We start from the raw sequence: 23,781 nt of genomic DNA, 5'->3' as shown, positions 1-23,781 counted from the left end.
TAAGGTTATAATTTATGAAATTTAAAAATGTTAGTTTATATATGTTACCTTTAGTAATGCTTGGTTGCAGTGCTACCGTAGATCCACATATTAATATGAAACCACCTGCTTATGTGGAAGAACTTGCACCAAAACAAAATCATAATACACAAACTAATCCTGGTTCACTTTTTGGAAAAGGAGATAATCCATTATTTTCTGATAAAAAAGCTATGAATGTAAATGATTTAGTAACTGTAATCATTAGAGAAACTGCTACACAAAATTCGCAAGGTTCTAAAGCCACCAGCAAAAACAACAATGTCAATCTAGGCGGCGGACAAATCACCACAGGAGCTGGACTTAGCAAAGCAAGAGATTTTTTAAATGATTATACTAATGTAGGCTACAAAACTTCTAGTACTTCACAATACCAAGGCACAGGAACTCAAACTAGGAGTGAAAATTTCCAAACAACCATTTCAGCAAGGGTGATTAAAGTATTATCCAATGGAAATTATTTCATAGAAGGCAGTAGAGAGCTTTTGATAAATGGTGAAAAACAAATTATCCAACTTAGTGGCGTTATAAGACCTTATGATATTTCTCAAGATAATATGATAGATAGCAAATACATTGCGGATGCAAAAATCCTTTACAAAACCGAAGGTGATATAGACAAATCTACCCGCAAACCTTGGGGAACAAAATTTATGGAAACTGTTTGGCCTTTTTAAGCCAAACATTTCTACATAAAACTTGGTGCATCATTTGAAAATAAAATCAAATCTCCATTTTTTGTAAAATTAGCCAAAGTTTCTACTAATTTAGTTTTATCTTTTAAAACAATATTTTCAAGTTCAATGTATTTTTTTAAAGTTTGACTATTTACTTCTGAAGTGATAATCACAAAATCAAAACACTCATTAATAATCTTACAAAGCTTGATATTTTCTTCTTCATTAACTTCAACTATACCAGGTGTGACAAGCACTCTACGACCTTGATAAGTTTTACAAAGCTCATAACTTTGACTCATACCTTTAAAATTTCCATTAAAACCATCATCAATGATAAATTTAGGCTCCTTTGAAATAATTTCTAATCTATGCTCTACAGGTTTTAATTTAGCCACATTTTTAACAATATCATTTATATCCACTTTTAAATAATAACTCATCGCTATACACGCACTTAAATTATAAGCATTAAAAACTCCAAGTAATGGTGTGTGAAAACTATATTCTTGATTATCAAGTTTCATTTTAAATTTTAATCCATCTAAATTAGCTTGCACTTGAGTTAAAAAATCATCATAAAATTCATCTTTATATAAAGTACTTGAGTGGAGAAAATATTTTTCCAAACGCTTTGAATTTAATGCTTCTAATTTAGTCTTGCGTATATTTTCTTGGGTTTTAAAATACTCAAGATGAGCCAAACCTATCTCCCCTACTATACAAAATTGAGGATTTAAAAATTGAGTGATTTCTAAAATATCATTTTGTTTTCTAGCACCTGCTTCGACTATGTAAATTTGAGTATTTGGATTTAAATTTTCGTTTATATCTTTGATAATTCCTAAAAAAGTATTGACACTTCGTGGGGTTTTATAGCAAATATATTGCTCTTTTAAAAGTTCATATAAAAAATTTTTTATACTTGTTTTACCAAAACTTGCAGTAATTAAAATAATCTTTAAATCATTATTTGCAAAAATTTTTTTCTTAGCCTTTTGTATAAAATACAATTGGTTGATTTTTTCTATTAAAAAACTGCATACAAAAGCACAAATTAACGCTTCTAATCCTAAATAATGAAAATTTACAAAAACCACACTAAATACAAACAAACATAAAAAATATCGTTTGATTCTAGCTGTAAAAACTAATTTTTTATCTAAATTTTTATATAAATATACACTATAAATCAAACAACATACAAACGCGATTAAATATGGTAAAAAATTATTGATATATAAAGAAAAAATAAAAAATATATATGGGATACAGATAAAATATATATGCCACAAAGGTTTAGCAAAATGCAACAAAATTCTACTAAATTTATAAGAATACCATTGCAAAGCCAAAATCAAATAAAAACCTATGATAAAATTTAAACTCAAAAAAGAAATAATTTCAAGCATCAATTGCAAATTCCTTATCGATTGTTTCACTGATAAATTGAGCATGCTTTAAAAAGAAAAAATGATCGCCCTCTAAAGAATAAAATTTCCCTTTTTTTACTAAAGAATGTATTATGGCTCCACTCTTTAATGGCGTGGCTTTATCTTCATTGCCCCAAAAAATCAAAATAGGATTAGATAAGCTTTGAAATTCTTGCTCTAAATTTTCATTGACAACTTTTTTAAAAGTTTCATACATAATCTCATTCATATCTTGAGCATCTTTACTGATGAAAAATTTTCTAATATTATCGCTATATGGGAGATGTTTTAAAATTTTAAAAAGTGTGATTTTAAATTTAACCTTAAAACTTTTTGGCAAAACCACACCCGCACTAGAAAGTAAAATCAAACCCTTATAAACATCTTGCTTACACATCAAAGTAGCAACTTTTCCACCAAAAGAATGGCCCATTAAAAAATCGACCTTAATTTCAAGAGTTTTTATAAAATCCTCTACAACTCTTGCATAAGCATAAGAATCCATAGCTACATCAGTACTTGAATTACCAAAACCGGGTAAATCAAGATAAATTTGTTTGTAATCTTTTAAATATTGGCCAAAAGCTTGTTTCATAAGTTCTTTATTAGCTCCCCAACCATGTAAGATAAGTATGGTATTTTTGCATTGTAAATTTAAAATTTCATAACTTAGATTGTAAAAATAGCCATTAGAATACACTCTAGTCTTTGCCATTATTTGCCTTTTGCTTATAAATATTTTCTAAAAGCATTACAGCTTCACTCAAACGCTCATATTCTTCAAAACTAAGCAAAACAGCTTCAAATTTATTATTTTTAACTATAACAAGCCTACCATTTTCACTTTTTTTAGTTTTTTCAAGTATGGTGCTAAAATTTCTTACCACTTCAGTTGCAGTATAAATTTCATCTTTGCTAAAAGTAGTCATAATTATAACTTGCCTTTTTGCCCGTTAATATTATGTAAAAATTTATAATCAATCTTAATTTGTTTTTCAAGATTAATATTTTTTGCTAGCGTATTTACAATTTGAGTAAAATCTTCAAAAAGATAATTGGCTAATGAACCTGGGTTTGGATTGATTTCATTTAAATAAACCTCATCATCAATCACAAAAAAATCACAACGAATCAAAGCACCTTTAAATAAAGGATTATAAATTTTGCTAAAATTATCTTTTAATTTTTGTTTTAACTCCTCGCTAATATCAGTTTCACTGATTTTATTGCTCTCTGAAAAACCTAAATATTTTTGCTCAAAATCTAAAATTTCATTTTTTTTGGGTTCTTCTATCATAGAAAAACAAAATTCATCATTGATCATACATCCTGCAAGATTGTATTCTTTTATATTGCTTATAAAATTTTCAACCACGATATCATCATCAAATTCATAAGCAATATCTTTTGCATATTTAAAATCTTCTTCATTTTTAACTATACTAATACCAATACTACTGCCAAGCCTTGCAGGTTTTAAAATACAAGGAAAATTAATATTTTCATTTTTATCTTGATGTAAATTTAAAACCTTATAATCAAGAGTTTTAACCCCAACACTTTTTGCATAAAGCTTTGTAAAGATTTTATTAAAAGATAAAACACTAGCTTCTAATCTTGGGCCAATGTATTTTAAACCATAAAAATCTAATAAAGCAGCTATTTTACCATCTTCTCCATCTTTGCCATGAACAACATTAATCATCATATCTATTTCAACTTTTTTATCGCCAAACAAATTTTTAATAAAAAAACCGCCCTGCTTTAAAATCAATTGTTTTTCTTTTTTATATGCACCGCTACTAAAAGTCTTTGCATTCATTTTAACTTCATCAATAAGATAAAATTCTTTTTTATCATCACAAAATATGAATTTTTTTTGAGCTTTTAAGACTTTTTTTAAAACCACTGCACTTACTATGCTAATTTCATGTTCGTAAGAATTTGCACCAAAAATAATCCCATATACCATTAATATCCTTTTTATGCTAATTTTTTCAAAGCTTCTTTTATAAGCTCACTAGTTTCTAAACTTTGACAAGCACTTAAAGCTTTCAAAATACTTTCTTGTTTAAATCCTAAAGAAAGTAGTGCAGCCAAAGCTTGAGAATGTACTGGATTTGAATTTTCAATATTTATTTTAGCATCGCTTAATTCTGCGATAATTCTTTTAGCGCTTTTTGACCCTATGCCTGGAACTTTTTTAAACACATTCTCATCGCCATTTTGCAATGCTGTATAAAATGCATTTGTATCCAAACTTGAGCAAACAGCCATAGCAGTAGTTGCTCCGATACCGCTAATTTTAATCAACAATTCAAACATTTTTTGCTCATTTATATCTAAAAATCCATAAAGTTTATGAGAATCTTCTTTGATAATTTGAGTTATTAATAATTCTATTTTGTCATTTTTATTAAATTTTGCAGAACAAAATAAAGATACATTAATTCCATAACTTATTCCATTTGATGTTTTTAAAAATACAAAAGTAGGATCTTTCTTGGTTATTTGACCTTCTATTGCAACTATCATTGATCTTCCTTATAAGTAGTAAGCGCGCGAATTTCATAACTTGCATCATCTTCACCTATTTTTATTAACTGCAGGCATTGAATTTTTTCTTCTTTTTGAGGAGAAAAAGTTAATTCTTTGCTTGGATATAGCAATTTAAATTTAATTTCATTTAAATCTGCCCAATTACCATTTTTATTAATAATTTTTGCTTCCAATAATTCTTCTTGGACTTTTTTTATTTTTTTAATGCCATCTTTTTCTTGCTCTATCAAATTTTCTAGCGTAGTTTTTAAATGATTAAAAAGTTCTATTTTGTGATTATAATCATTAATCGTGCTTTTGTAAGCTTGTGGTATAGGTTTTTTAGCAGCCATAAATTCTTTTGCTTTCTGCTGCAAAAGCTTTACAGAATCTTTACTTACATGGATGGTGTGTCTTATTTCTTCTAATTCATTTTTAGTTCTTTCTTGTTCGATTTTATTATTTTCTAAATTTTGCAATAACACTTCACCACTATCATCTTGCTCAAAAATTTTAGCATGCTCTATGATTAATTTATTACCGGTTCCTTGAATTTTACCTATACATATAAGTTTTTTTGCACTACACACGCAATTATCAAAAAGTTCATCTATATAAATTTCATCTGCAATAATCTCTCCGCCCATGGCTTTTTTTATATTAACTTTTTTTGCTCTAAGAATTCCATTTTCCAAACCTTCAGCTTTAAATTCATTTGCCTCGCAATATCCTTTTAAAATATCTACTTCAACATTTTCTCCATAAATTTTACTTTTTTGATGCATACTGCCTTTAAGCAAAAGCTTTTTAGCTCTTAAAGTAGATTCTTGAGCTATATTTCCTATTACTTCAAGCTCTTGAGCTTCTAAAGTTATCCTAGGTCCTACAGCTTCTTCTAATAAATTAGTATTTTTAACAACAATACTTACTTGTTTATCTAATCCAGCCCAAATAGAACCTGTGCTTTTAAAATCTACCTTGTTAAGCTCCAAATGATTTTCTATTTCATATGTAGAATTATGAACCACAATAAAACCATCTTTTTTTGCTATATATTTTATACTTTCTTCGTCTTCTTTGATTTCAAAATTATTAGAAACACTTATTTTTTCTTCATTCAGTTTAGGTGGTAAAGATTTTAAAAATTTAAATTTTAAACCCCTACCTTCTTTTCCATCTTTGGGTTTTATCCTTTCTATGGCAAGCTCATCTTTTCCTATAGAAACTATATAATTTCTATTCATCATATCATCAAGATTTTTTAATTTTTCAATATAATGAAAAATAATTTTTTCATCAATACTAGTTTGTGGCTTTAACCCTTTACTCACTTCAAATTCTATCTCAAGATCAAATGTTTTTTTTTCTTTAACTTTTGTATTAAAACTAATAATTTGCCTTTTGAAATCAAAAATTCTAAATCCAAGCAAAAACCCTTCTTTTATCATCCGTTTATAAATAGCTTCAAAAACATCTAAAGCAATTTTTTCATGATATGAAATATTTTCATTGGCTTTTACAATAGCTTTTAAAAAAGTGCATAATTCATCGGTTTTTAATTCTACATTAATTTTAGAACTTGCAATATTTGCTTTGGTATCAATTTGAATTTTATATTCTTGCTCTATGTTTAAATTTGGATTTAAAAAATTTTCATCTTCTTCAAAAATTTGTAATTGTTGCTCATTTACTTTATGCCAAGTTTGATTATCAAAAGTATAAGAAGTGCTAAAACTTAAAAGCTTAAAATCTAAATTTTTAGCATCAATTTTATTTGCAAGAGCAAAAGATAAAAGTTCTTTATAAGGATCTTTGGTATATAAGATTGTATTTTCTTTCATATATTCAAAACTTTCATAAATTTTTATATATTAAAAATCGATTGTAGCTAAAATAAAATCAAAATTTCGTTAAAATTGTTTATATAAAAATTTTACAATATACAAGATAACATTTAAAGAATAAAAATCAATGAAAAAAAATATTATTTTTAAAAATTTTATTATCAATTCTTTAGGAATTTTATTTTCAAGAATACTGGGTGTTTTAAGAGATATTATCTTAGCTTTATACTTAGGCGCTGGCGTATATAGTGATATTTTTTTTGTAGCCCTTAAAATGCCAGCATTTTTTAGAAGAATTTTTGCAGAAGGTGCTTTTGGACAAGCATTTTTGCCAAATTTTTTAAAAGCTAGCAAAAAAGGCGCTTTTTGTCTTAATGTCTTGACTCAATTTAGCATCATTGTTTTTTTACTTTGCGTATTAGTTAGTTTTTTTTCTACTTTTTTTACAAAAATATTTGCTTTTGGATTTAATCAAAAAACCATATTGTTAGCCGCTCCTTTGGTTTCGATTAATTTTTGGTATTTATTTTTTATATTTTTAGTTACTTTTTTAGGTGCTTTGTTAAATTATAAACAAAAATTTTTTATCACTTCTTTCTCTGCTTCTTTTTTTAATCTTTTTGTAGTTATAGCTGGATTTTTTGTCAGCAAAGAAGAGCCATTAAAAGCTTTATATTATTTTTCTTATGCGACTGTTTTAAGCGGATTTGCTCAACTTGTATGGCATATGATTGCTTTAAAAAATACTAAAATTTTAAAAAGTATGTTTTTGAGTATTAAATTTAAAAGAACAAAAGCAAAACTTGATAAATTTCATTCTACTTTTATGCATGGACTTTTAGGTTCTTCTGCAAACCAACTTAGTTCCTTACTTGATACCACTATTGCAAGTTTTTTAATGGCAGGAAGTATTTCGTATTTGTATTATTCTAATAGAGTTTTTCAGCTTCCTTTGGCCTTATTTGCAATAGCTTTAAGTCAAGTAAGTTTTCCTAAAATTTTAAAATACCTAAAGGCAAATGAAGAAAACAAAGCCTTGATATTTATGCAAAAAGCTTTAGAGTATTTAAGTGTATTGCTAATCTTAGCTACCATTATAGGAGTAGTTTTAGCTAAAGAAATTGTTGAATTTTTATTTCAACGAGGAAATTTTAATGAGCAAGATACTATCATCACTGCATTGTTATTGCAAGCTTATCTTTTAGGGTTAATACCATTTGGTTTACAAAAATTATTTTCTTTGTGGTTATATGCAAAATTTAAGCAAAAAACAGCTGCTATTATTGCTTTTAAAACTCTATTTATATCAGCTTTTTTTAGCATAGTTATTATTTTACTTATAAAAGAAGATGAATATAAAAGTCTAGGTATAGCTTTGGCATCCTCTATCAGTGCTTTTTATCTACTTTTTGCAAATATAAAAGAATTTGGTTTTAAAAATCTTTTGGCTATACTTAGGATTAAGTTTTGGGTGTTAAGCTTTATCTTTTTAAGTTTTTTTGCTTTTGTATTATATGAAAGTAAAAGTGTTATGATAAAATTTTTAATTTATTGTTATCATTTTTTTAAAGGTTTATTTTTATGATCTTATTTGATAGTGTTCAAAAGAAAAAATGTCAATTTATCCCTAAAGAAAAAAATAAAGTATATATTTATTTATGCGGACCTACTGTGTATGATGATGCACATTTAGGACACGCTAGAAGTAGCGTTTGTTTTGATTTATTACAAAGAGTACTAATAGCCAATGGCTATGAAGTGATTTTTACAAGAAATTACACAGATATTGATGATAAAATTTTAAAAAAAATGCAAGAAAGCAAAAAAAGCTTAGAAGAAATTACCAATTTTTATATCCAAAGTTATGAAAATGATATGCAAGCTTTAAATATCCTAGAACCAAACTATAAACCAAAAGCTACAGCTTATATTAAAGAAATGATTGATTATATTCAAAATTTATTAGATAAAGATTTTGCATATAGACTTGATGATGGAATTTATTTTGATACAAGCAAAGATAAAAAATATTTTTGCATATCAAACAGAAGTGTAGAAGATACAAAGTCTCGTTTAGAGGAAAATAATACTAAAAAAAATCCAAGTGATTTTGTATTATGGAAATTTGATGAAAAATTTTATCCTGCTATTTTTGGCACTGGTAGACCTGGGTGGCATACAGAATGCGTTGTGATGATAGAAAGTATTTATAAAGATAAATTAGATATCCATGCTGGTGGAATGGACTTACTTTTTCCTCATCATGAAAATGAAGCAAGTCAGTGTCGCTGTAAAAATAATTATGAGTTAGCAAATTTTTGGCTTCACAATGGTTTTGTACAAATTAATGGTGAAAAAATGAGTAAAAGCTTAGGCAATAGCTTTTTTTTAAAAGATTCTTTGAAGATATTTTGTGCAGAAGCAATTAGATTTTACCTACTAAGCTCTCACTATAGAGCTAATTTTAATTATTCTTTGGAGGATTTAAAAAACTCTAAAAAAAGACTTGATAAATTTTATCGTTTGAAAAAACGCTTAAATTTAAATGCCTTCGATGATTTAAAACCTAAATTTAAAAACCAAATAACCAAAAACATCATAGAAATTTTAAATGATGATTTAAACAGCTCTAAAGCTTTAGCACTTATGGATGAATTTATTAATGAGTGCAATAATCATTTAGATAAAAATCCAAAAGATAAAACATATAAAGATTTAAGTAGCGAAATTTTGCATGAGCTTGGTTTTATCTTTGGCATAGGAAAAGTAGACACTATAAAATATTTTCAATTTGGCATTAGCAAAGAAGAATGTAAAAAAATAGAAAAACAAATTATTTTACGCAATGAAGCCAAGCAAGCAAGAAACTATACTTTAGCTGATCAAATCCGTGATAATTTAGCTAAAGAAAATATCTTATTAATGGATACACCAAATGGCGTTGTATGGGAAAAAAATGGATAAAAATTATAAAGAAATGAAGCTCAAAGAGGTTTTGAGTCGCTTTAAACCTTATTATAAAGAATACTGGTTTTACTTTGCATTGGCTATTTTAGGTATGCTTTTAGCTAGTGGAGGAACCGCTGCTAGTGCTTATATCATAGAGCCTATTTTAAATAAAATTTTTATAGAAAAAAATATTGATTTGCTTTATTACATGCCACTTTTTGTTGTAGTGATTTATTTTTTAAAAAATCTTGGAAGTTATATGCAAACTTATTATATTTCTTATGTTGGTATGGATATATTAAGAAGATTAAGAGAACTTGTTTTAAATAATATTTTGCGTTTGGATATGGTTTTTTTTCAAAAATACAGAAGCGGAGAGCTTATAAGCAGATGTACTTCAGATATTGGTGCTTTGCAAAATATAGTCTCTAGTATCATTCCAGAAATTTTACGAGAAAGTATTTCAACCATAGGACTTTTAAGTGTAGTAATTTACCAAAGTCCAAAATTAGCCTTTTTTGCTTTAATTGTGCTTCCGCTTGCTATAATACCTCTAATAATTTTTGCTAAAAAAATTAAAAAAATAGGTCGCAATACTCAAGAAAAAAATTCAGACTTGGTAGCAAGATTAAGTGAAATTTTTTCTAATATAGAACTCATAAAAGCTTCTAATGCTAATGATAATGAAATGCAAAAATTTAGCAAAAATAATGATGAAGTTTGTAAAATTTCCTTACGAGGAATTAGAATAGAAGCTCTTAGTAGCCCTTTTATGGAAACTATGGGTTCAATAGGGGTTGCAATTGTAATTATCGTTGGTGGCAAAGAAGTCATAGAAGGCAATTTAACCATTGGTGCATTTTTTAGCTTTTTAACTGCACTATTTTTAGCTTATACTCCTATTAAAAGACTTTCATCTTTATTTACAAGATTACAAATTGCGGTTGCAGCAAGCGAGAGAACTTTTTATCTACTAGATTTAGAGCCAAAAATCAAAGGTGGTAATCACATCATAAATGAAGATATTCAAAATATAAGCTTTAAAAATGTAGCCTTAAGTTATTATGAAGATAAATTAGTCTTAAAAGATATTAACTTTTCTTTTAATAAAGGGGAAATTTTAGCTTTAGTAGGATCAAGTGGCGGAGGAAAATCTTCAATTATTAATCTTTTGATGTATTTTTATGAAAAAAATAGTGGAGAAATTTTAATCAATCAAAGCGATATAAGCAAATTTAATATAACAAGTTTAAGAGAGCATATTTCTTTAGTTACTCAAAATATTTATATTTTTAACGATACCATTGCCCAAAATATAGCTTATGCAAAAGATTATAATGAAGAAAGAATCATAGAGGTATTAAAACAAGCTAATGCTTATGAATTTGTCCAAGATCTTGGAGGAATTCATACTTTATTACAAGAACATGGCAAAAATTTATCAGGCGGTCAAAAACAACGCATTGCTATTGCAAGAGCTTTGTATAAAAATCCTCAAATTTTAATTTTTGATGAAGCCACTTCAGCTTTAGATAATGAAAGTGAAAAAGCTATAATAAAAACCATTGAAGATTTAAAACATAATCATTTAATACTTATTATTGCTCACAGACTAAGCACCATAGAAAATGCTGACAAAATAACTGTACTTGATAAAGGTAAAATTGCTGCAATTGGAAATGACGCCTATCTAATGGAAAATTGTGAAATTTACAAAAAACTCAAACAAAAAGTTCAAAAGAGTGAAAAAAAATTATCAAAAGAAAACTAAAGATTATGAAATTTCAGCTAAAATAATATTAATTAATTTTATGAGAATACGATGATAAATTATGAAAATATAAAACCATTACTTTATAAATTTGATCCCGAAACCGCCCATAGTATAGTTGAATTAGGTATGCGTGGGATTGATTGTATCTTTCCAGGATCTATGAGTTTTTTTGCAAAAGATTGCATTTATAATGATGAAATGCTTCATCAAAAAATTTTTAATCTAAATTTTTATAATCCCGTTGGTTTAGCAGGTGGTTTTGATAAAAATGCTACGATGATTAGGCCTTTAAGCGCTTTAGGATTTGGATTTTTAGAATATGGTACTTTTACCCCAAAAGCTCAAAAAGGTAATGAAAAACCAAGACTTTTTAGATTAGTTGAACAAGAAAGCATACAAAATGCGATGGGGTTTAATAATAAAGGTAAAAATTACATTGCTCAGCAAGTTAAAAAAGTATATCCTTTTAGTATCCCATTAATTGCAAATATAGGCAAAAATAAACACACTTCAAACGATGATGCTATCAATGATTATCTAATTTTGATAAAAGATTTTAAAGACTTATGTGATATGTTTGTTATTAATATATCATCGCCAAATACTAAAAATTTAAGAGATTTACAAAGTGAAAATTTCATCAACACTCTTTTTGCTCAAGCAAAAGAACTTACTGCTAAACCTATTATATTAAAAATTGCTCCTGATATGGATATAGATAGTGCTATATCGCTTTGCAAAAGCGCAATTGCTGCAAAAGTCGATGCTATTATAATGGCAAATACTAGTATTGATTATTCTTTAATTGATAATATGCGAAATTTTGGTGGAATTAGCGGGAAATTGATCGCACAAAAAAGTGCTACTTTTTTTAAAGAAGTTGCAAAAGAAATTTACAAAGATACGATTTTGATAGCTTGCGGTGGTATTGATAGTGCTGAACTTGCTTATGAGCGTATTAAAAATGGAGCTAGTTTAATACAAATTTATACAGCTTTAATTTTCAAAGGACCGATGATAGTAAAAGAAATTAATAAAAATTTAGCAGAACTTTTAAAACAAGATGGTTTTCATCATATATCTCAAGCTATAGGAGTGAATTTTAAATGATAGAATATAAAAAAATTACCCTTGAAAACCAATTAGAAATTTATACTCTTCCTGTGAATAAAAAAAGTGGAGTAATTAGTGTAGATATTTTTTATAAAGTTGGTTCGAGAAATGAAAAAATGGGAAAAAGTGGTATAGCCCATATGCTTGAGCATTTAAATTTCAAAAGCACTAAAAATTTAAAAGCTGGAGAATTTGATGAAATTATCAAAGGTTTTGGTGGAGTAGATAATGCTAGCACAGGCTTTGATTATACACATTATTATATAAAGTGTTCAAATGAAAATTTAGAAAAATCTTTATGGCTTTTTGCTGAGCTAATGGAAAATTTAAATTTAAAAGATGAAGAATTCCAACCTGAAAGAGATGTGGTTTTAGAAGAAAGAAGATGGAGGACTGATAATAATCCTTTAGGATATTTATATTTTAATCTATATAATCATGCTTTTTTGCATCATCCATATCACTGGACTCCTATAGGTTTTTCTAATGATATTCAAAATTGGACCATAGAAGATATAAAAGATTTCCATCAACAATTCTATCAACCTAAAAATGCTATTTTATTAGTTAGTGGAGATATTAGCGAAGAAAATGTTTTTAAACTTACAAAAAAATATTTTTCCCATATAAAAAATACCAAAAATATTCCATTAGTTTTTGAAAAAGAACCTGTGCAAAATGGAGCCAAACGAGTCATTTTGCATAAAGAAAGCGATGTAGAACTTTTAGCTCTTGCTTTTAAAATTCCACCTTTTAATCACGAAGATATGCCAAAACTTTGTGCATTAAGTGAGATTTTAGGAAGTGGAAAAAGTTCTTTAATTAATGAAATTTTAATCGATAAATTAAGTTTAATCAATGAATTTTATGCTTATCCTAGTGAAAATATTGACGAGAATTTGTTTATTTTTATTTGTATTTGCAACGAAGGTATTAAAGCTATAGATGTAGAAAAAGAACTTTGGAAAATTTTGAATGATCTTAAACATTCTAAATTTGATGATGAAGTAATGGAAAAAATTAAAAATAATGTTAAAAGTGAATTTATTTTTTCATTAAATAATGCTACTTCAGTGGCAAATACTTATGGATCTTATCTTGCAAAAGGAGACTTAAAACCTTTGCTTGATTATGAAAAAAATATTAATTTACTTACCAAAGAAGATTTAGTTCAATGTGCCAAAAAATATTTTATAGAAAATACTTCTACAACCATTATTTTAAAAAAGGAAGACAATGAATAAAAATGTCATCATAGGTGCAATGACTGCATTGATTACACCCTTTAAAAATGGAAAACTAGATGAGCAAACTTATCATAAGCTTATAAAAAGACAAATAAATAATGGTATTGACGCTATAGTTCCTGTTGGAACAACTGGAGAAAGTGCAACACTAACTCACGAAGAACATAGAATCTGCATAGAAATAGCTTTAGATGCTTGTAAAGGAAGCAATGTCAAGGTTTTAGCAGGAGCTGGATCTAACGCTACCCATGAAGCAATAGATTTAGCTAAATTCGCAAGAGATAATGGTGCTGATGGAATTTTAAGTGTAACTCCTTATTATAATAAACCAACCCAAGAAGGCTTATATCTTCACTATAAAGAAATAGCTAAACAAGTTGATATTCCTATTCTTTTGTATAATGTTCCAAGTAGAACTGGATGTGAGTTGCAAACTGAAACCATAATAAAATTATTTAGAGATTGTGAAAATATTTATGGAGTGAAAGAAGCTAGCGGGAGTATTGATAAATGTGTTGATTTGCTAGCACATGAGCCAAAAATGATGCTTTTAAGCGGAGAAGATGCTATCAACTATCCTATACTTTCTAATGGCGGAAAAGGAGTAATTTCAGTAACTTCAAATTTACTTCCTGATATGATTTCAAAACTTACCCATTTAGCTTTAAATGAAAAATTTACAGAAGCTAAAAAAATTAATGATGAGTTGTATAATATCAATAAAATTTTATTTTGCGAGAGTAATCCTATACCTATTAAAGCAGCTATGTACATAGCAGGTTTGATTCCTACTTTAGAGTATCGCTTGCCACTTTGTAAGCCTAGCGATTGCAACTTAGCAAAAATAGAAACAACAATGAAAAACTATAATATAAAAGGATTTTAATGGATAATTTTTTTAAAAACAAAACTTTAGTAATTAGCGGTGGAACAAGAGGTATTGGTAAGGCTATAGTTTATGAATTTGCCAAAGTCGGAGCAAATATAGCATTTACTTATAACTCAAACGTTAATTTAGCTCAAGAGATAATTCAAGATTTAGAAAACAATTACAAAGTTAAAGCAAAAGCTTACGAATTTAATATACTTGAACCAGAAACTTATAAAGAATTATTTGAAAAAATCGACACTGATTTTGATAGAATTGATTTTTTCATTTCAAATGCTATCATTTCAGGTCGTGCAGTAGTTGGTGGATATACTAAATTTATGAAATTAAAACCTAAAGGAATCAACAATATCTTTACAGCTACAGTAAATGCTTTTGTAGTTGGGGCTCAAGAAGCAGCTAAAAGAATGGAAAAAGTTGGTGGCGGAAGTATTCTTTCTATCTCATCAACTGGAAATTTAGTTCATATAGAAAATTATGCAGGCCATGGAACTGCAAAAGCAGCGGTAGAAGCTATGGCAAGATATGCTGCAACAGAACTTGGTGCTAAAAATATCCGTGTTAATGTAGTTAGTGGCGGACCTATTGACACAGATGCGTTAAAAGCTTTTACAAATTATGAAGAAGTTAAAAATGCAACAATCAATCTTAGTCCATTAAATCGTATTGGAGAGCCTCAAGATCTTGCTGGAGCATGTTTATTTTTATGTTCTGATAAAGCAAATTGGATCACAGGTCACACCTTAATAGTTGATGGTGGCACCACTTTTAAATGATTTAAGTCCTTTTCTTATCAAAGGACTTTAAAAAAGGTTATAAAATTAATGAATTTACCTAACATTCTAGCTATTGTAAGAATACTACTTGCACCGCTTTTATTTTTTTTACTCATCACAAAATTTGAAAATATCCATCAAACTTGGATAAATTATTTTGCCTGTGTGTTATTTAGCATTGCCGCTTTGACTGATTTTTTTGATGGGTATATAGCAAGAATGTGGGATCAAACAACTAAATTTGGTTCTATTATAGATCCACTTGCTGATAAAATGTTAATGCTAGCTGCTTTTTTAGGATTATTATTAACCCAAAGAGCCGATCCTTGGATGATTTATATTATTTTGGTAAGAGAATTTTTTATCACAGGATTTAGGGTAATTATGATAAGCGAGCAATTTGATGTAAGTGCTTCTTTTGCTGGTAAAGTCAAAACCGCTTTTCAAATCATAGCTATAATATTTTTAACCATGCAATGGCAATTTGCAAATATATTACTTTTTATAGCACTTTTATTGACACTTTATTCTGGTTTTGAATATATATTAGCCTATTATAAACATAACCAAAAAAAGGACAAATTTTGAAATCGTATTTGTTTTTATTTATTATTTTAGCAATTGGTTTTAAATTTTATTCTTTTAATTTTTTAATCACACTTTTTATTATATCTTTTTTGATTTTTTTTCACGAATTAGGGCATTTTTTAGCTGCTAAACATATGAAAGTTGATGTAGAAATTTTTAGCATAGGTTTTGGCAAGACTATTTTTTCCAAAACCTATAAAAATACGCAATATCGCTTATCAGCTCTTCCTTTTGGTGGATATGTAAAACTCAAGGGTCAAGATGATTTAAATCCAAGCCAAAAAAAATATGAGCAAAACAGCTATACAACCCTTAGTCCTTTAAAAAAAATATATATATTATTTGCAGGACCTTTTTTTAATTTCATCTTAGCTTTTTTCTTATACATTATTGTAGCTTTTCTTGGTGTGCAAAAATTAGCTCCTATCATAGGAAATATTGCTCCAGATTCAGCGGCTAGTAAAGCAAATTTACAAGTTGGAGATAAAATCATTTCTATTGATGGTGTAAAAATTACAAATTTTGAACAAATATCCAAATTAGTTTATACAAAAGAAATATCACTAGTCATAGAAAGAAATAAAGAACCTATAAATATCAAACTAACACCGCAAATTGCTCAAGGATATAATGAGTTTTATCAAAAAATCCAAAAGCCACTAATAGGCATAGCACCAAAAAACGAATTTATAACCATTTACCATCAAGGAATTTCTAGTATTTCATATGCTTTTAATGAAAGCTTAGAAGCATCTTTGCTTATATTTAAAGGTTTAGCAAAGATTATTAGTGGTGAATTAGACGCTAAAAACATGGGTGGAATTATCACCATGGTAGATGTAACTTCTAAAGCAGCTAATAGTGGGTTAGTTGTGTTATTTTTAATTACAGCTTTAATCTCTATCAATCTTGGAGTGTTAAATTTATTACCTATTCCAGCCTTAGATGGTGGACATATATTTTTTAATCTTTATGAGTTAATTTTCAAAAAAGAAGTTCCAAAAGTATATTTTGAATATCTTAATTATTTTGGAATGGCTTTACTTTTAACATTGATGGTATTTGTTACCTATAACGATATTATGCGTTTTATGAATAATCAATAAGTTCTAGTAGCAAAACCGTATCTTTTAAAATCAGCAATATTGCTTTTTTGATACCATCCTTGATAAAGCTGTTTAATTAAATTTTGCTCATAGCTTAGTTTAATCTTTACCCACATTGAAGTTTGATCTTTTGCTATTTGCTCATCTTGATAATTTAAAGACAAATCTAACAAAGAAAAAGGAGAGTAAGTAATATTATATTGTTTTTGAGTTTCTTTTATATTTGTATTGATATTTACTATTTTAAAATAAGGTACATCAATGACAACACCAAGTTCTGTGCTATCATTACTATTGCTTTCTTGTACATCATAACGATTTGCATAAGCTTTAAAAAAATCACTAAATTGCACTTCTGTTCCAAAACTTTTTTTTGCTTTAGCTTCGCTATATTGATCATTAAAAGCATTAAAACCTAATTTAAATTGATCAAAATCATAACGATTAATAAGCCCTAAAGAATAAGCATGCTCATCTTGGCTAAATCTTGCTTGTTTTTCCAATAATAAAGTCGAATTTTCATAATCTAACAAAGTATTAATACTTTTAATGCTTATATTCAAAGCATTATAATCCACATTAGACTCGGTTGTATCATTAGAACTTAAATTTAAAACATTTCCTAAAGATTTTGAAGCAAAAGTGCCCAAATCTGTTGTTTCTTGTTTATATTCTTTAGGTTTTTGAAAAAAAACTTGTTTTGAAATCTCTTTATTTTCTTTTTCTAAACTTATATTCTCATCTACATTTAAACTATCTTCCAAATTTGTACCAAAAGACATGCCAAACATCACACAACAAGCTAATATTTTCTTCATTTTTCACCATTATTAAAATATTTTTTATAATATAATATTTTAAAATTAATATTGTTTTATCTTAAACCTTTTTTTAGCTTTCTAATTAAAAATCTAGCAGGATGTAAAGCATATAAAAAATCTTTTTCTATTCTAGGTTCATTAAAAATTAAAGAACAAATCACTCTAGAAGCAATAATTGAACTCGCAAATGCTCTTGAACCATGAGCTATGGAAAAAAATAATGGTACAAAAGCATTAGGCTGAATTTGTTTTTTATTTTTTTGCCATAATAAAGCTTGATAGTGTTTTTTATAAAATTGTTCATCATAAGCTTGCCCCACAATAGCAAATCTATCACTTGAATAAGATCTAAAACCTACCTTAGATCCTATGATTTTTAAATCATCTTTAAAATTTAAAAATTCTTTGATATTGTTTAAATTTTGCATATCATCTTCTATTTGACTTTGTGAATTTTGATTTAACCTATCATAACTTGCACCAATTAGCTGCATATCCAACCTTGTATTAACAGGACAAATATAAGCTTTTGATGAAAGTGCATAAGGTATATTAAAAAAGGGTTTTAAATGGGTACATTGACCTCTTACCTTGCTTAAACTAATATGAGAATAGTTAATAAAATCTTTAACATCAGCTCCTTGGGCATAAATTAAAACATCATATTGAGTTTGACTTGGAGTATTTTTAAAATTTAAGACAAATCGATCATTTTCATAAATATAATCAACAAATTCATAATTTAAAAAAATTCTGGCATTACTTTTTTCAAATAGCTTCTTTACCACTTCTTTAGGCTCAATACACGTACCATCTTTTAAAAATGCTTTATTATTTTCTATATGAAATAAAACATTATCTTTTTGAGAATCAAATCTTTTTTGCATTAAATCATTATGAGCAAATTCATAAACTCCATTAGGTATTAATTTTAAAGTTTGTTGATAAAACCTACTAGCTTCTATAAAAGCATATTGAGAAAAATCTCCTAGTAAAACATTTGGTTTTAAAACTAAAGAGCTTAAAATACCATTAATATTTCCAGAGGCTCCTTTTGCTATATCATCTTCTTTTTCAAAAACATCCACTTCGCAGTTTCTCAAGCCCAATTCATAAGCTAAACTTGCTCCGGCTATGCCAGCACCTATAATCGCAATTTTTTTTACTTTTTTATCCAAAGAAGGAGTGTTAAAATAAGCCTGTATATCATCAAATTCATAACCATCAAAAATAGCTTGAATCATCTCTCTTTTTTTAAATCCTTTGATTTTTGTAACAATAAAATTATATTTTTCTAAAGATTTTTTTAGCAAACTAGCAGCTGAAAAAGTCAAAATTTTTGCTCCAATTTTAGAATTCTTTGCTACATATTGCATAATAGTTTCATCAAACATATCTTGATTTTTAGAAGGTGCAAAACCGTCTAGATACCAAATATCTGCTTTAAAATTCATTTGTTTTAATTTTTCATTAGCTTGACCAAAAACTAAATCTAAAAAACATCCATCAAAATAAAACCTATAAATTCCATCCTTACAAGGTGGATAATAAGCTAAAAATTGTTCCAGTTCAATTTTAAATTCTTCATAAAAACCTAAAATTTTATAAATTTGTCTTAATTTTTCTTTTTCTATGTAAAAATTTTCAAAACTTACATAAAAAAGTTTTTGATTTATTTGTTTTTGCTCTAAAAAACGACGCAAAGTAAGAAAAAAATTTAAACCTATGCCAAATCCTAATTCTGAGATTATAATTTGATCTGTATTAAATTCAAAAGCTTGAGTATAAATAAATTTACTCTCACTCAATCCATCATTAGAATTAAAATAATAATCTTGGAAATCTAAAGAAAAAGGAGAATTTTCTTTTATAATGATATTAGCTTGTTTCATTGATTTTTATAAAAATAACTCTCAATTCCATTGGCTATACCAATAGCTAAAAGATCTTGAAAATTCCTATCTACAAGTCTTGTTCTTTCACTTGGATGGCTTATATAGCCTATTTCTATCAAAATTGCTGGCATTTGTGCTCCAACTAAAACCCAAAAAGGAGCTTCTCTAACGCCACCATCAACAACTTTGTATTTTTTTCTAACATTACTTAAAATACTTTTTTGAACATCAATAGCAAGTTTGTTTGAAGCTACAATTTTTTCACGATTTAAAAAATTTAAAAAAGTTTGTTTTGAAAAATAATTCATTTCCTCAAAATCTGATTGATTTTCTAATTCTGCTGCTTTTTTACTTCTCTCACTTCTTGCGGGAGATAAAAAGAAAGTTTCTATACCTTGTAAAGTTTTAGCTCTTTGTTTGTTTGGAGCTGCATTAGCATGAATTGAGATAAACAAATCTGCCATTTTATCATTTGCCATGGAAGTTCTATCTCTTAAATTGATAAATTTATCTGTGCTTCTAGTATAGTAAATTTTATACCCTCTTTTTTTAAGCTCATTGCCAAGTTTTAAAGCTACACTTAAAACAACATCTTTTTCCTTAACACCTCTATCACCTAAAGTTCCAGGATCTTTACCTCCATGACCTGCATCTATAACTATCACTTTTCCTGATTTTTTAATAGTTTTTTTTGCTGATGGATTAGATTTTTTTTTGACAGCTGTATTTTTTGTAAATCCTATAAACAACTCATCATCATCTAAATCTAAGTTAGTTTTAAACTCTTTAGATGAAGTAAGCACTACTCGTATGGTTTTTTTATCATATTGAACAAGAGTGATGGATTGGTTATTATTAATATCAAATTTTTTTCTATCACCTTCTAAAATTGCCTCAAAACTAACAATGGATCGATATACTTTACCATCTTTGAAAGAATTTATTTTAATATCATCTAAATCTATATCGTTATCTAATTTTAAATTAACACCATTTTTATCTTTACTTGATTTTAAAACATATAAAGGATCTTCTTTTTCTTTTGCAACTACCTTTTTGTCATCAGTATCTTTTGGTAATAACGCTTGTGTTTTTTCTTTTTTTTCTTCATCAATTCCCATAAAAAGAGTATTATCATTTAGTTCTATTTTTGCTTTTAATTCTTTTTTAGATGTTAAAACTAAACGCATTGTTTGAGGATTAAATTGAGAAACTATAATATCGAATTCTTTAAATTTAAAATTTTGTTTAGGTCCTTTTAGCACACCGTCAAAATCAGCAACATAGCGAAAATTTTCACCTTTTAATGTGAAATTTTTAATATCTTTTTGGTTGATTTTTCTATTTAAATTTAACAAAACTCCATTATCTATTTTTTTCATCTCTAAAATAAAAAGCTCTGCTTGAGGTAAGTTTTTATCTTCTTTTTTATCTTGTGTGTTTAGTCTAGAGGTGATATTTTCGTGTTTTTTAACCTTTTGATCTTTAATAACACTTAATGCATTTTTTAATTTTAAAATTTCATCCTCTTTTACGCCACCATCTATTAGCTCTTGCACATAAGCTTTATCATCAAATCCTAAAAAATTAGAACTAATAATCAAACGCTTTAAAATTTCTTTTTTTTCTTCTTCATTGTCATTAATAACACTTTGTATATATAAAGATTTTAATTGCTGATGGAATTGCAGTTTTTCTTCAGGATTAGAAGTTAAAAAAACTTGATCAAATTTTTTAACTTCAGTATTTGCAAATACATTTAAAAAAAATAGTATTAAAACTAAAAATATCTTAAGCATCTTCGCCATGAACTAATTTTTTCATCAATTCTTCTACACTAATTAATTTATCTAATTTATAGCCATTTGCACCAGTAAAAAATAATCCAGTTTCTTTTTTACCACTCCAAGCATCATATAATCTATCTGCTATACAATAACCCACTTTAGTAGCCTCTTTTCCTCTACCACAAGGCGCAACACAATTACTAATACAATTAATCTTTGGTCCCATTCTTTTATCTACTAAATTTAAAAGATTAGTTCTCACACCTCTTGCAGGATACCCCACAGGAGATTTTAAAAGTTCTATATCTTCTTCTTTACAATCTAGCAAAACTTGCTTAAATTCATCACTCGCATCGCACTCAAAAGTCCCTAAAAATCTAGTTCCCATTTGAACTCCACTTGCTCCTAAAGACATCATTTTTTCTATATCTTTTTTATCCCAAATTCCACCTGCTGCAATCAAAGGAATATCACCCCAATTTTTTATCTCAGCTGCAACTTGAGGCACAACATTTTCTAATTGATATTCCTCCATTAAACATTGTTCATATGTAAAACCTTGATGACCTCCACTTTTTGGACCCTCAACCACAACAGCATCAGGCAAACGATTATATCTACTTTGCCATCTTTTACAGATAATTTTTAAAGCCTTAGCTGAAGATACTATAGGCACTAAAGCCACATCAGGATAATCTTGCGTAAATTCAGGTAAATTTGTAGGAAGTCCTGCTCCAGAAACTATCACATTAAAACCAAGCTCACAAGCATTTCTAGCAATTTGAGCATAATTATTACTCGCATATAAAATATTACACCCCAAAGGTGCATCTGCACATACTTTTCTAGCATTATCAATTAAAGCTTTTAAGCCTTCTTTAGAATAAAAATTATCACTGCCATAAGGTTTTGCATTTAATTCTTTACTAATATGTGTTCTATTTTCATAATATCCAGTTCCAACTGAAGATATGATCCCTAAACCGCCATTTAAAGAAACTGCTGAAGCCAGTCTATCCCAACTTATTCCTAGTCCCATTCCACCTTGGAAAATAGGATATTTTATTTCATGTTTTCCAATTTTTAGAGCTTTAAAACTCATTATACCACCTTTATCTTAGCAAATTTTCTTTTTCCAACTTGTAATATATACTCACCTTGTTCTAAATGACATTGCTCATCTTGTATCTTTTGTCCATTAATACTTACTGCGTTAGAATTGATCAATCTTCTAGCAGCAGAAGTAGAATTTTCCATTTGACATTCTACTATTGCCTTTGCTAGCCAAATTTTACCTTGCAAAGCAAATTCTTGCATATTGCTTGGTAATTCTTTGTTGCTATGAATTTTATCAAATTCTTCTTTTGCATTTAAAGCATCGTTTTGGTTATGAAAACGAATAGTAATTTCTAAAGCTAAATTTTCTTTAGCTTTTTTAGGATGTAATTTTCCTTCGTTAATGTCTATTTTTATTTGTTCAATCTCATTTAAACTTTTTTGACTTAAAAGCTCATAATATCTAAACATCAACTCATCGCTAATGCTTAAAATTTTAGCATACATATCTTTAGCTTCTTCTGTAACACCAATATAATTGCCCAAGCTTTTACTCATTTTATTAACACCATCTAATCCTTCCAATAATGGCATCATAATCACAGCTTGTTCTTTAGAAATATTATAGGTTCTTTGTAGCTGTCTCCCCATTAAAAGATTAAATTTTTGATCCGTTCCACCCATTTCAATATCGCTTTTTAAAACAACACTATCATATCCTTGCAACAAAGGATATAAAAATTCACAAATTGAAATCGGACTTTGTTCTTTAAAACGCTTAGTAAAATCATCTCTTTCAAGCATTCTAGCTACACTAAAAGCTGAAGTTAGTTCCACTATGCCAGCAGCTCCAAGCTCATTTAACCATTTAGAGTTAAAATGAATTTGTGTTTTATTTGGATCTAAAATTTTAAAAACTTGCTCTTCGTAAGTCTTTGCATTTTTTAAAACTTCTTCTTTGTTAAGCTTTTTTCTTGTTACGCTTTTACCCGTAGGATCTCCTATTTGGGCTGTAAAATCGCCTATTAAAAATTGCACAATTGCTCCATGCTTTTGTAAAAATGCCATCTTGCTTAATACAACAGTATGACCTAAATGCAAATCTGCAGCCGTAGGATCAAACCCTGCTTTAATGAAAAAATTTTCACCCTTTTCGTAATATTTTTTTATCAATTGTGAAAGTTTTTCCTCATCAATAATTTCTGCTACACCTCTTTTCACTTCTTGTAAAATTTCATTAAAATTCATA

The 23,781-nt window shown here is 27.7% G+C and carries 21 protein-coding genes; 10 read left to right on the top strand and 11 right to left on the bottom strand.

Annotated elements, in window-relative coordinates:
• Window positions 1-14 precede the first annotated feature (14 nt).
• Window positions 15-716, top strand: a complete 702-nt coding sequence (gene flgH / locus FPD38_RS06385; RefSeq protein WP_147555890.1) for a flagellar basal body L-ring protein FlgH — start codon at window positions 15-17, stop codon at window positions 714-716.
• Between the two features lie 11 nt (window positions 717-727).
• Here the strand turns inward: flgH and FPD38_RS06380 are convergent, their stop codons facing one another.
• From FPD38_RS06380 to FPD38_RS06355, 6 genes are read right to left on the bottom strand one after another with little or no spacing between them, the layout of a single operon-like run.
• Window positions 728-2,128: a Mur ligase family protein gene (locus FPD38_RS06380; RefSeq protein ID WP_147555889.1), complete on the bottom strand. Its 1,401-nt coding sequence runs from the start codon at window positions 2,126-2,128 to the stop codon at window positions 728-730.
• On the bottom strand, window positions 2,121-2,864 hold the full coding sequence (gene estV, locus FPD38_RS06375; protein ID WP_147555888.1) for an EstV family lipase: 744 nt from the start codon (window positions 2,862-2,864) through the stop codon (window positions 2,121-2,123). The genes FPD38_RS06380 and estV overlap by 8 nt, the downstream gene beginning before the upstream one ends.
• Window positions 2,851-3,078 (bottom strand): type II toxin-antitoxin system Phd/YefM family antitoxin, encoded by a 228-nt coding sequence (locus tag FPD38_RS06370; RefSeq protein WP_147555887.1) that lies wholly within the window; start codon window positions 3,076-3,078, stop codon window positions 2,851-2,853. Before FPD38_RS06370 ends, estV begins: the two co-directional genes overlap by 14 nt.
• A gap of 2 nt (window positions 3,079-3,080) precedes the next feature.
• The gene (locus FPD38_RS06365; RefSeq protein WP_147555886.1) at window positions 3,081-4,121 is read right to left on the bottom strand and encodes a D-alanine--D-alanine ligase; all 1,041 of its coding nucleotides are present in this window, start codon (window positions 4,119-4,121) and stop codon (window positions 3,081-3,083) included.
• Between the two features lie 11 nt (window positions 4,122-4,132).
• Complete coding sequence (gene ruvA, locus FPD38_RS06360) at window positions 4,133-4,684, bottom strand: Holliday junction branch migration protein RuvA (protein ID WP_147555885.1); 552 nt, start codon at window positions 4,682-4,684, stop codon at window positions 4,133-4,135.
• Complete coding sequence (locus FPD38_RS06355; RefSeq protein ID WP_147555884.1) at window positions 4,681-6,528, bottom strand: flagellar assembly protein A; 1,848 nt, start codon at window positions 6,526-6,528, stop codon at window positions 4,681-4,683. Before FPD38_RS06355 ends, ruvA begins: the two co-directional genes overlap by 4 nt.
• A gap of 130 nt (window positions 6,529-6,658) precedes the next feature.
• Here FPD38_RS06355 and murJ point away from each other — a divergent pair, with 130 nt between their 5' ends.
• Genes murJ through rseP form a run of 9 tightly spaced genes read left to right on the top strand, consistent with a single transcriptional unit; the run spans window position 6,659 to window position 16,973 of the window.
• Window positions 6,659-8,116 carry a murein biosynthesis integral membrane protein MurJ gene (gene murJ, locus FPD38_RS06350; RefSeq protein ID WP_147555883.1) on the top strand — a complete coding sequence of 486 codons (1,458 nt, stop codon included), beginning with the start codon at window positions 6,659-6,661 and terminating at the stop codon, window positions 8,114-8,116.
• On the top strand, window positions 8,113-9,495 hold the full coding sequence (gene cysS, locus FPD38_RS06345) for a cysteine--tRNA ligase (RefSeq protein ID WP_147555882.1): 1,383 nt from the start codon (window positions 8,113-8,115) through the stop codon (window positions 9,493-9,495). The genes murJ and cysS overlap by 4 nt, the downstream gene beginning before the upstream one ends.
• On the top strand, window positions 9,488-11,251 hold the full coding sequence (locus FPD38_RS06340; RefSeq protein ID WP_147555881.1) for an ABC transporter ATP-binding protein: 1,764 nt from the start codon (window positions 9,488-9,490) through the stop codon (window positions 11,249-11,251). Before cysS ends, FPD38_RS06340 begins: the two co-directional genes overlap by 8 nt.
• A gap of 54 nt (window positions 11,252-11,305) precedes the next feature.
• The gene (locus FPD38_RS06335; protein WP_147556038.1) at window positions 11,306-12,364 is read left to right on the top strand and encodes a quinone-dependent dihydroorotate dehydrogenase; all 1,059 of its coding nucleotides are present in this window, start codon (window positions 11,306-11,308) and stop codon (window positions 12,362-12,364) included.
• Entirely contained in the window at window positions 12,361-13,611 is a 1,251-nt protein-coding gene (locus FPD38_RS06330; RefSeq protein ID WP_147555880.1) for a M16 family metallopeptidase, read from the top strand. The genes FPD38_RS06335 and FPD38_RS06330 overlap by 4 nt, the downstream gene beginning before the upstream one ends.
• The gene (dapA, locus tag FPD38_RS06325) at window positions 13,604-14,500 is read left to right on the top strand and encodes a 4-hydroxy-tetrahydrodipicolinate synthase (protein WP_147555879.1); all 897 of its coding nucleotides are present in this window, start codon (window positions 13,604-13,606) and stop codon (window positions 14,498-14,500) included. The genes FPD38_RS06330 and dapA overlap by 8 nt, the downstream gene beginning before the upstream one ends.
• Window positions 14,500-15,279, top strand: coding sequence for an enoyl-ACP reductase (locus FPD38_RS06320; RefSeq protein ID WP_147555878.1), 780 nt, complete (start codon window positions 14,500-14,502; stop codon window positions 15,277-15,279). Before dapA ends, FPD38_RS06320 begins: the two co-directional genes overlap by 1 nt.
• A gap of 48 nt (window positions 15,280-15,327) precedes the next feature.
• A complete protein-coding gene (gene pgsA / locus FPD38_RS06315) occupies window positions 15,328-15,867 on the top strand; it encodes a CDP-diacylglycerol--glycerol-3-phosphate 3-phosphatidyltransferase (RefSeq protein ID WP_147555877.1) in 540 nt (179 codons plus the stop codon).
• Window positions 15,864-16,973 (top strand): RIP metalloprotease RseP, encoded by a 1,110-nt coding sequence (gene rseP, locus FPD38_RS06310; protein WP_147555876.1) that lies wholly within the window; start codon window positions 15,864-15,866, stop codon window positions 16,971-16,973. Before pgsA ends, rseP begins: the two co-directional genes overlap by 4 nt.
• Here rseP and FPD38_RS06305 read toward each other — a convergent pair.
• From FPD38_RS06305 to tyrS, 5 genes are read right to left on the bottom strand one after another with little or no spacing between them, the layout of a single operon-like run.
• Window positions 16,967-17,791 carry an inverse autotransporter beta domain-containing protein gene (locus tag FPD38_RS06305; RefSeq protein WP_147555875.1) on the bottom strand — a complete coding sequence of 275 codons (825 nt, stop codon included), beginning with the start codon at window positions 17,789-17,791 and terminating at the stop codon, window positions 16,967-16,969. The two genes, rseP and FPD38_RS06305, sit on opposite strands and share 7 nt — an antisense overlap.
• Before the next feature lie 56 nt (window positions 17,792-17,847).
• The gene (gene mnmC / locus FPD38_RS06300) at window positions 17,848-19,686 is read right to left on the bottom strand and encodes a bifunctional tRNA (5-methylaminomethyl-2-thiouridine)(34)-methyltransferase MnmC2/FAD-dependent 5-carboxymethylaminomethyl-2-thiouridine(34) oxidoreductase MnmC1 (RefSeq protein ID WP_147555874.1); all 1,839 of its coding nucleotides are present in this window, start codon (window positions 19,684-19,686) and stop codon (window positions 17,848-17,850) included.
• On the bottom strand, window positions 19,683-21,497 hold the full coding sequence (locus FPD38_RS06295; protein ID WP_410002935.1) for an N-acetylmuramoyl-L-alanine amidase family protein: 1,815 nt from the start codon (window positions 21,495-21,497) through the stop codon (window positions 19,683-19,685). The genes mnmC and FPD38_RS06295 overlap by 4 nt, the downstream gene beginning before the upstream one ends.
• Window positions 21,481-22,578, bottom strand: a complete 1,098-nt coding sequence (locus FPD38_RS06290; protein WP_147555873.1) for a nitronate monooxygenase — start codon at window positions 22,576-22,578, stop codon at window positions 21,481-21,483. The genes FPD38_RS06295 and FPD38_RS06290 overlap by 17 nt, the downstream gene beginning before the upstream one ends.
• Entirely contained in the window at window positions 22,578-23,780 is a 1,203-nt protein-coding gene (gene tyrS, locus FPD38_RS06285) for a tyrosine--tRNA ligase (protein ID WP_147555872.1), read from the bottom strand. The genes FPD38_RS06290 and tyrS overlap by 1 nt, the downstream gene beginning before the upstream one ends.
• Between the last annotated feature and the right edge of the window lies 1 nt (window position 23,781).

The organism is Campylobacter volucris, from assembly GCF_008011665.1.
Lineage (GTDB): Bacteria > Campylobacterota > Campylobacteria > Campylobacterales > Campylobacteraceae > Campylobacter_D > Campylobacter_D volucris_A.
This window is presented reverse-complemented; position numbering and strand designations above follow the sequence as displayed.

Coding starts and splice junctions, on each gene's coding strand:
- flgH (WP_147555890.1), top strand. CDS start 15: ATGAAATTTAAAAATGTTAGTTTATATATGTTACCTTTAGTAATGCTT.
- FPD38_RS06380 (WP_147555889.1), bottom strand. CDS start 2,128: ATGCTTGAAATTATTTCTTTTTTGAGTTTAAATTTTATCATAGGTTTT.
- estV (WP_147555888.1), bottom strand. CDS start 2,864: ATGGCAAAGACTAGAGTGTATTCTAATGGCTATTTTTACAATCTAAGT.
- FPD38_RS06370 (WP_147555887.1), bottom strand. CDS start 3,078: ATGACTACTTTTAGCAAAGATGAAATTTATACTGCAACTGAAGTGGTA.
- FPD38_RS06365 (WP_147555886.1), bottom strand. CDS start 4,121: ATGGTATATGGGATTATTTTTGGTGCAAATTCTTACGAACATGAAATT.
- ruvA (WP_147555885.1), bottom strand. CDS start 4,684: ATGATAGTTGCAATAGAAGGTCAAATAACCAAGAAAGATCCTACTTTT.
- FPD38_RS06355 (WP_147555884.1), bottom strand. CDS start 6,528: ATGAAAGAAAATACAATCTTATATACCAAAGATCCTTATAAAGAACTT.
- murJ (WP_147555883.1), top strand. CDS start 6,659: ATGAAAAAAAATATTATTTTTAAAAATTTTATTATCAATTCTTTAGGA.
- cysS (WP_147555882.1), top strand. CDS start 8,113: ATGATCTTATTTGATAGTGTTCAAAAGAAAAAATGTCAATTTATCCCT.
- FPD38_RS06340 (WP_147555881.1), top strand. CDS start 9,488: ATGGATAAAAATTATAAAGAAATGAAGCTCAAAGAGGTTTTGAGTCGC.
- FPD38_RS06330 (WP_147555880.1), top strand. CDS start 12,361: ATGATAGAATATAAAAAAATTACCCTTGAAAACCAATTAGAAATTTAT.
- dapA (WP_147555879.1), top strand. CDS start 13,604: ATGAATAAAAATGTCATCATAGGTGCAATGACTGCATTGATTACACCC.
- FPD38_RS06320 (WP_147555878.1), top strand. CDS start 14,500: ATGGATAATTTTTTTAAAAACAAAACTTTAGTAATTAGCGGTGGAACA.
- pgsA (WP_147555877.1), top strand. CDS start 15,328: ATGAATTTACCTAACATTCTAGCTATTGTAAGAATACTACTTGCACCG.
- FPD38_RS06305 (WP_147555875.1), bottom strand. CDS start 17,791: ATGAAGAAAATATTAGCTTGTTGTGTGATGTTTGGCATGTCTTTTGGT.
- mnmC (WP_147555874.1), bottom strand. CDS start 19,686: ATGAAACAAGCTAATATCATTATAAAAGAAAATTCTCCTTTTTCTTTA.
- FPD38_RS06295 (WP_410002935.1), bottom strand. CDS start 21,497: ATGGCGAAGATGCTTAAGATATTTTTAGTTTTAATACTATTTTTTTTA.
- FPD38_RS06290 (WP_147555873.1), bottom strand. CDS start 22,578: ATGAGTTTTAAAGCTCTAAAAATTGGAAAACATGAAATAAAATATCCT.
- tyrS (WP_147555872.1), bottom strand. CDS start 23,780: ATGAATTTTAATGAAATTTTACAAGAAGTGAAAAGAGGTGTAGCAGAA.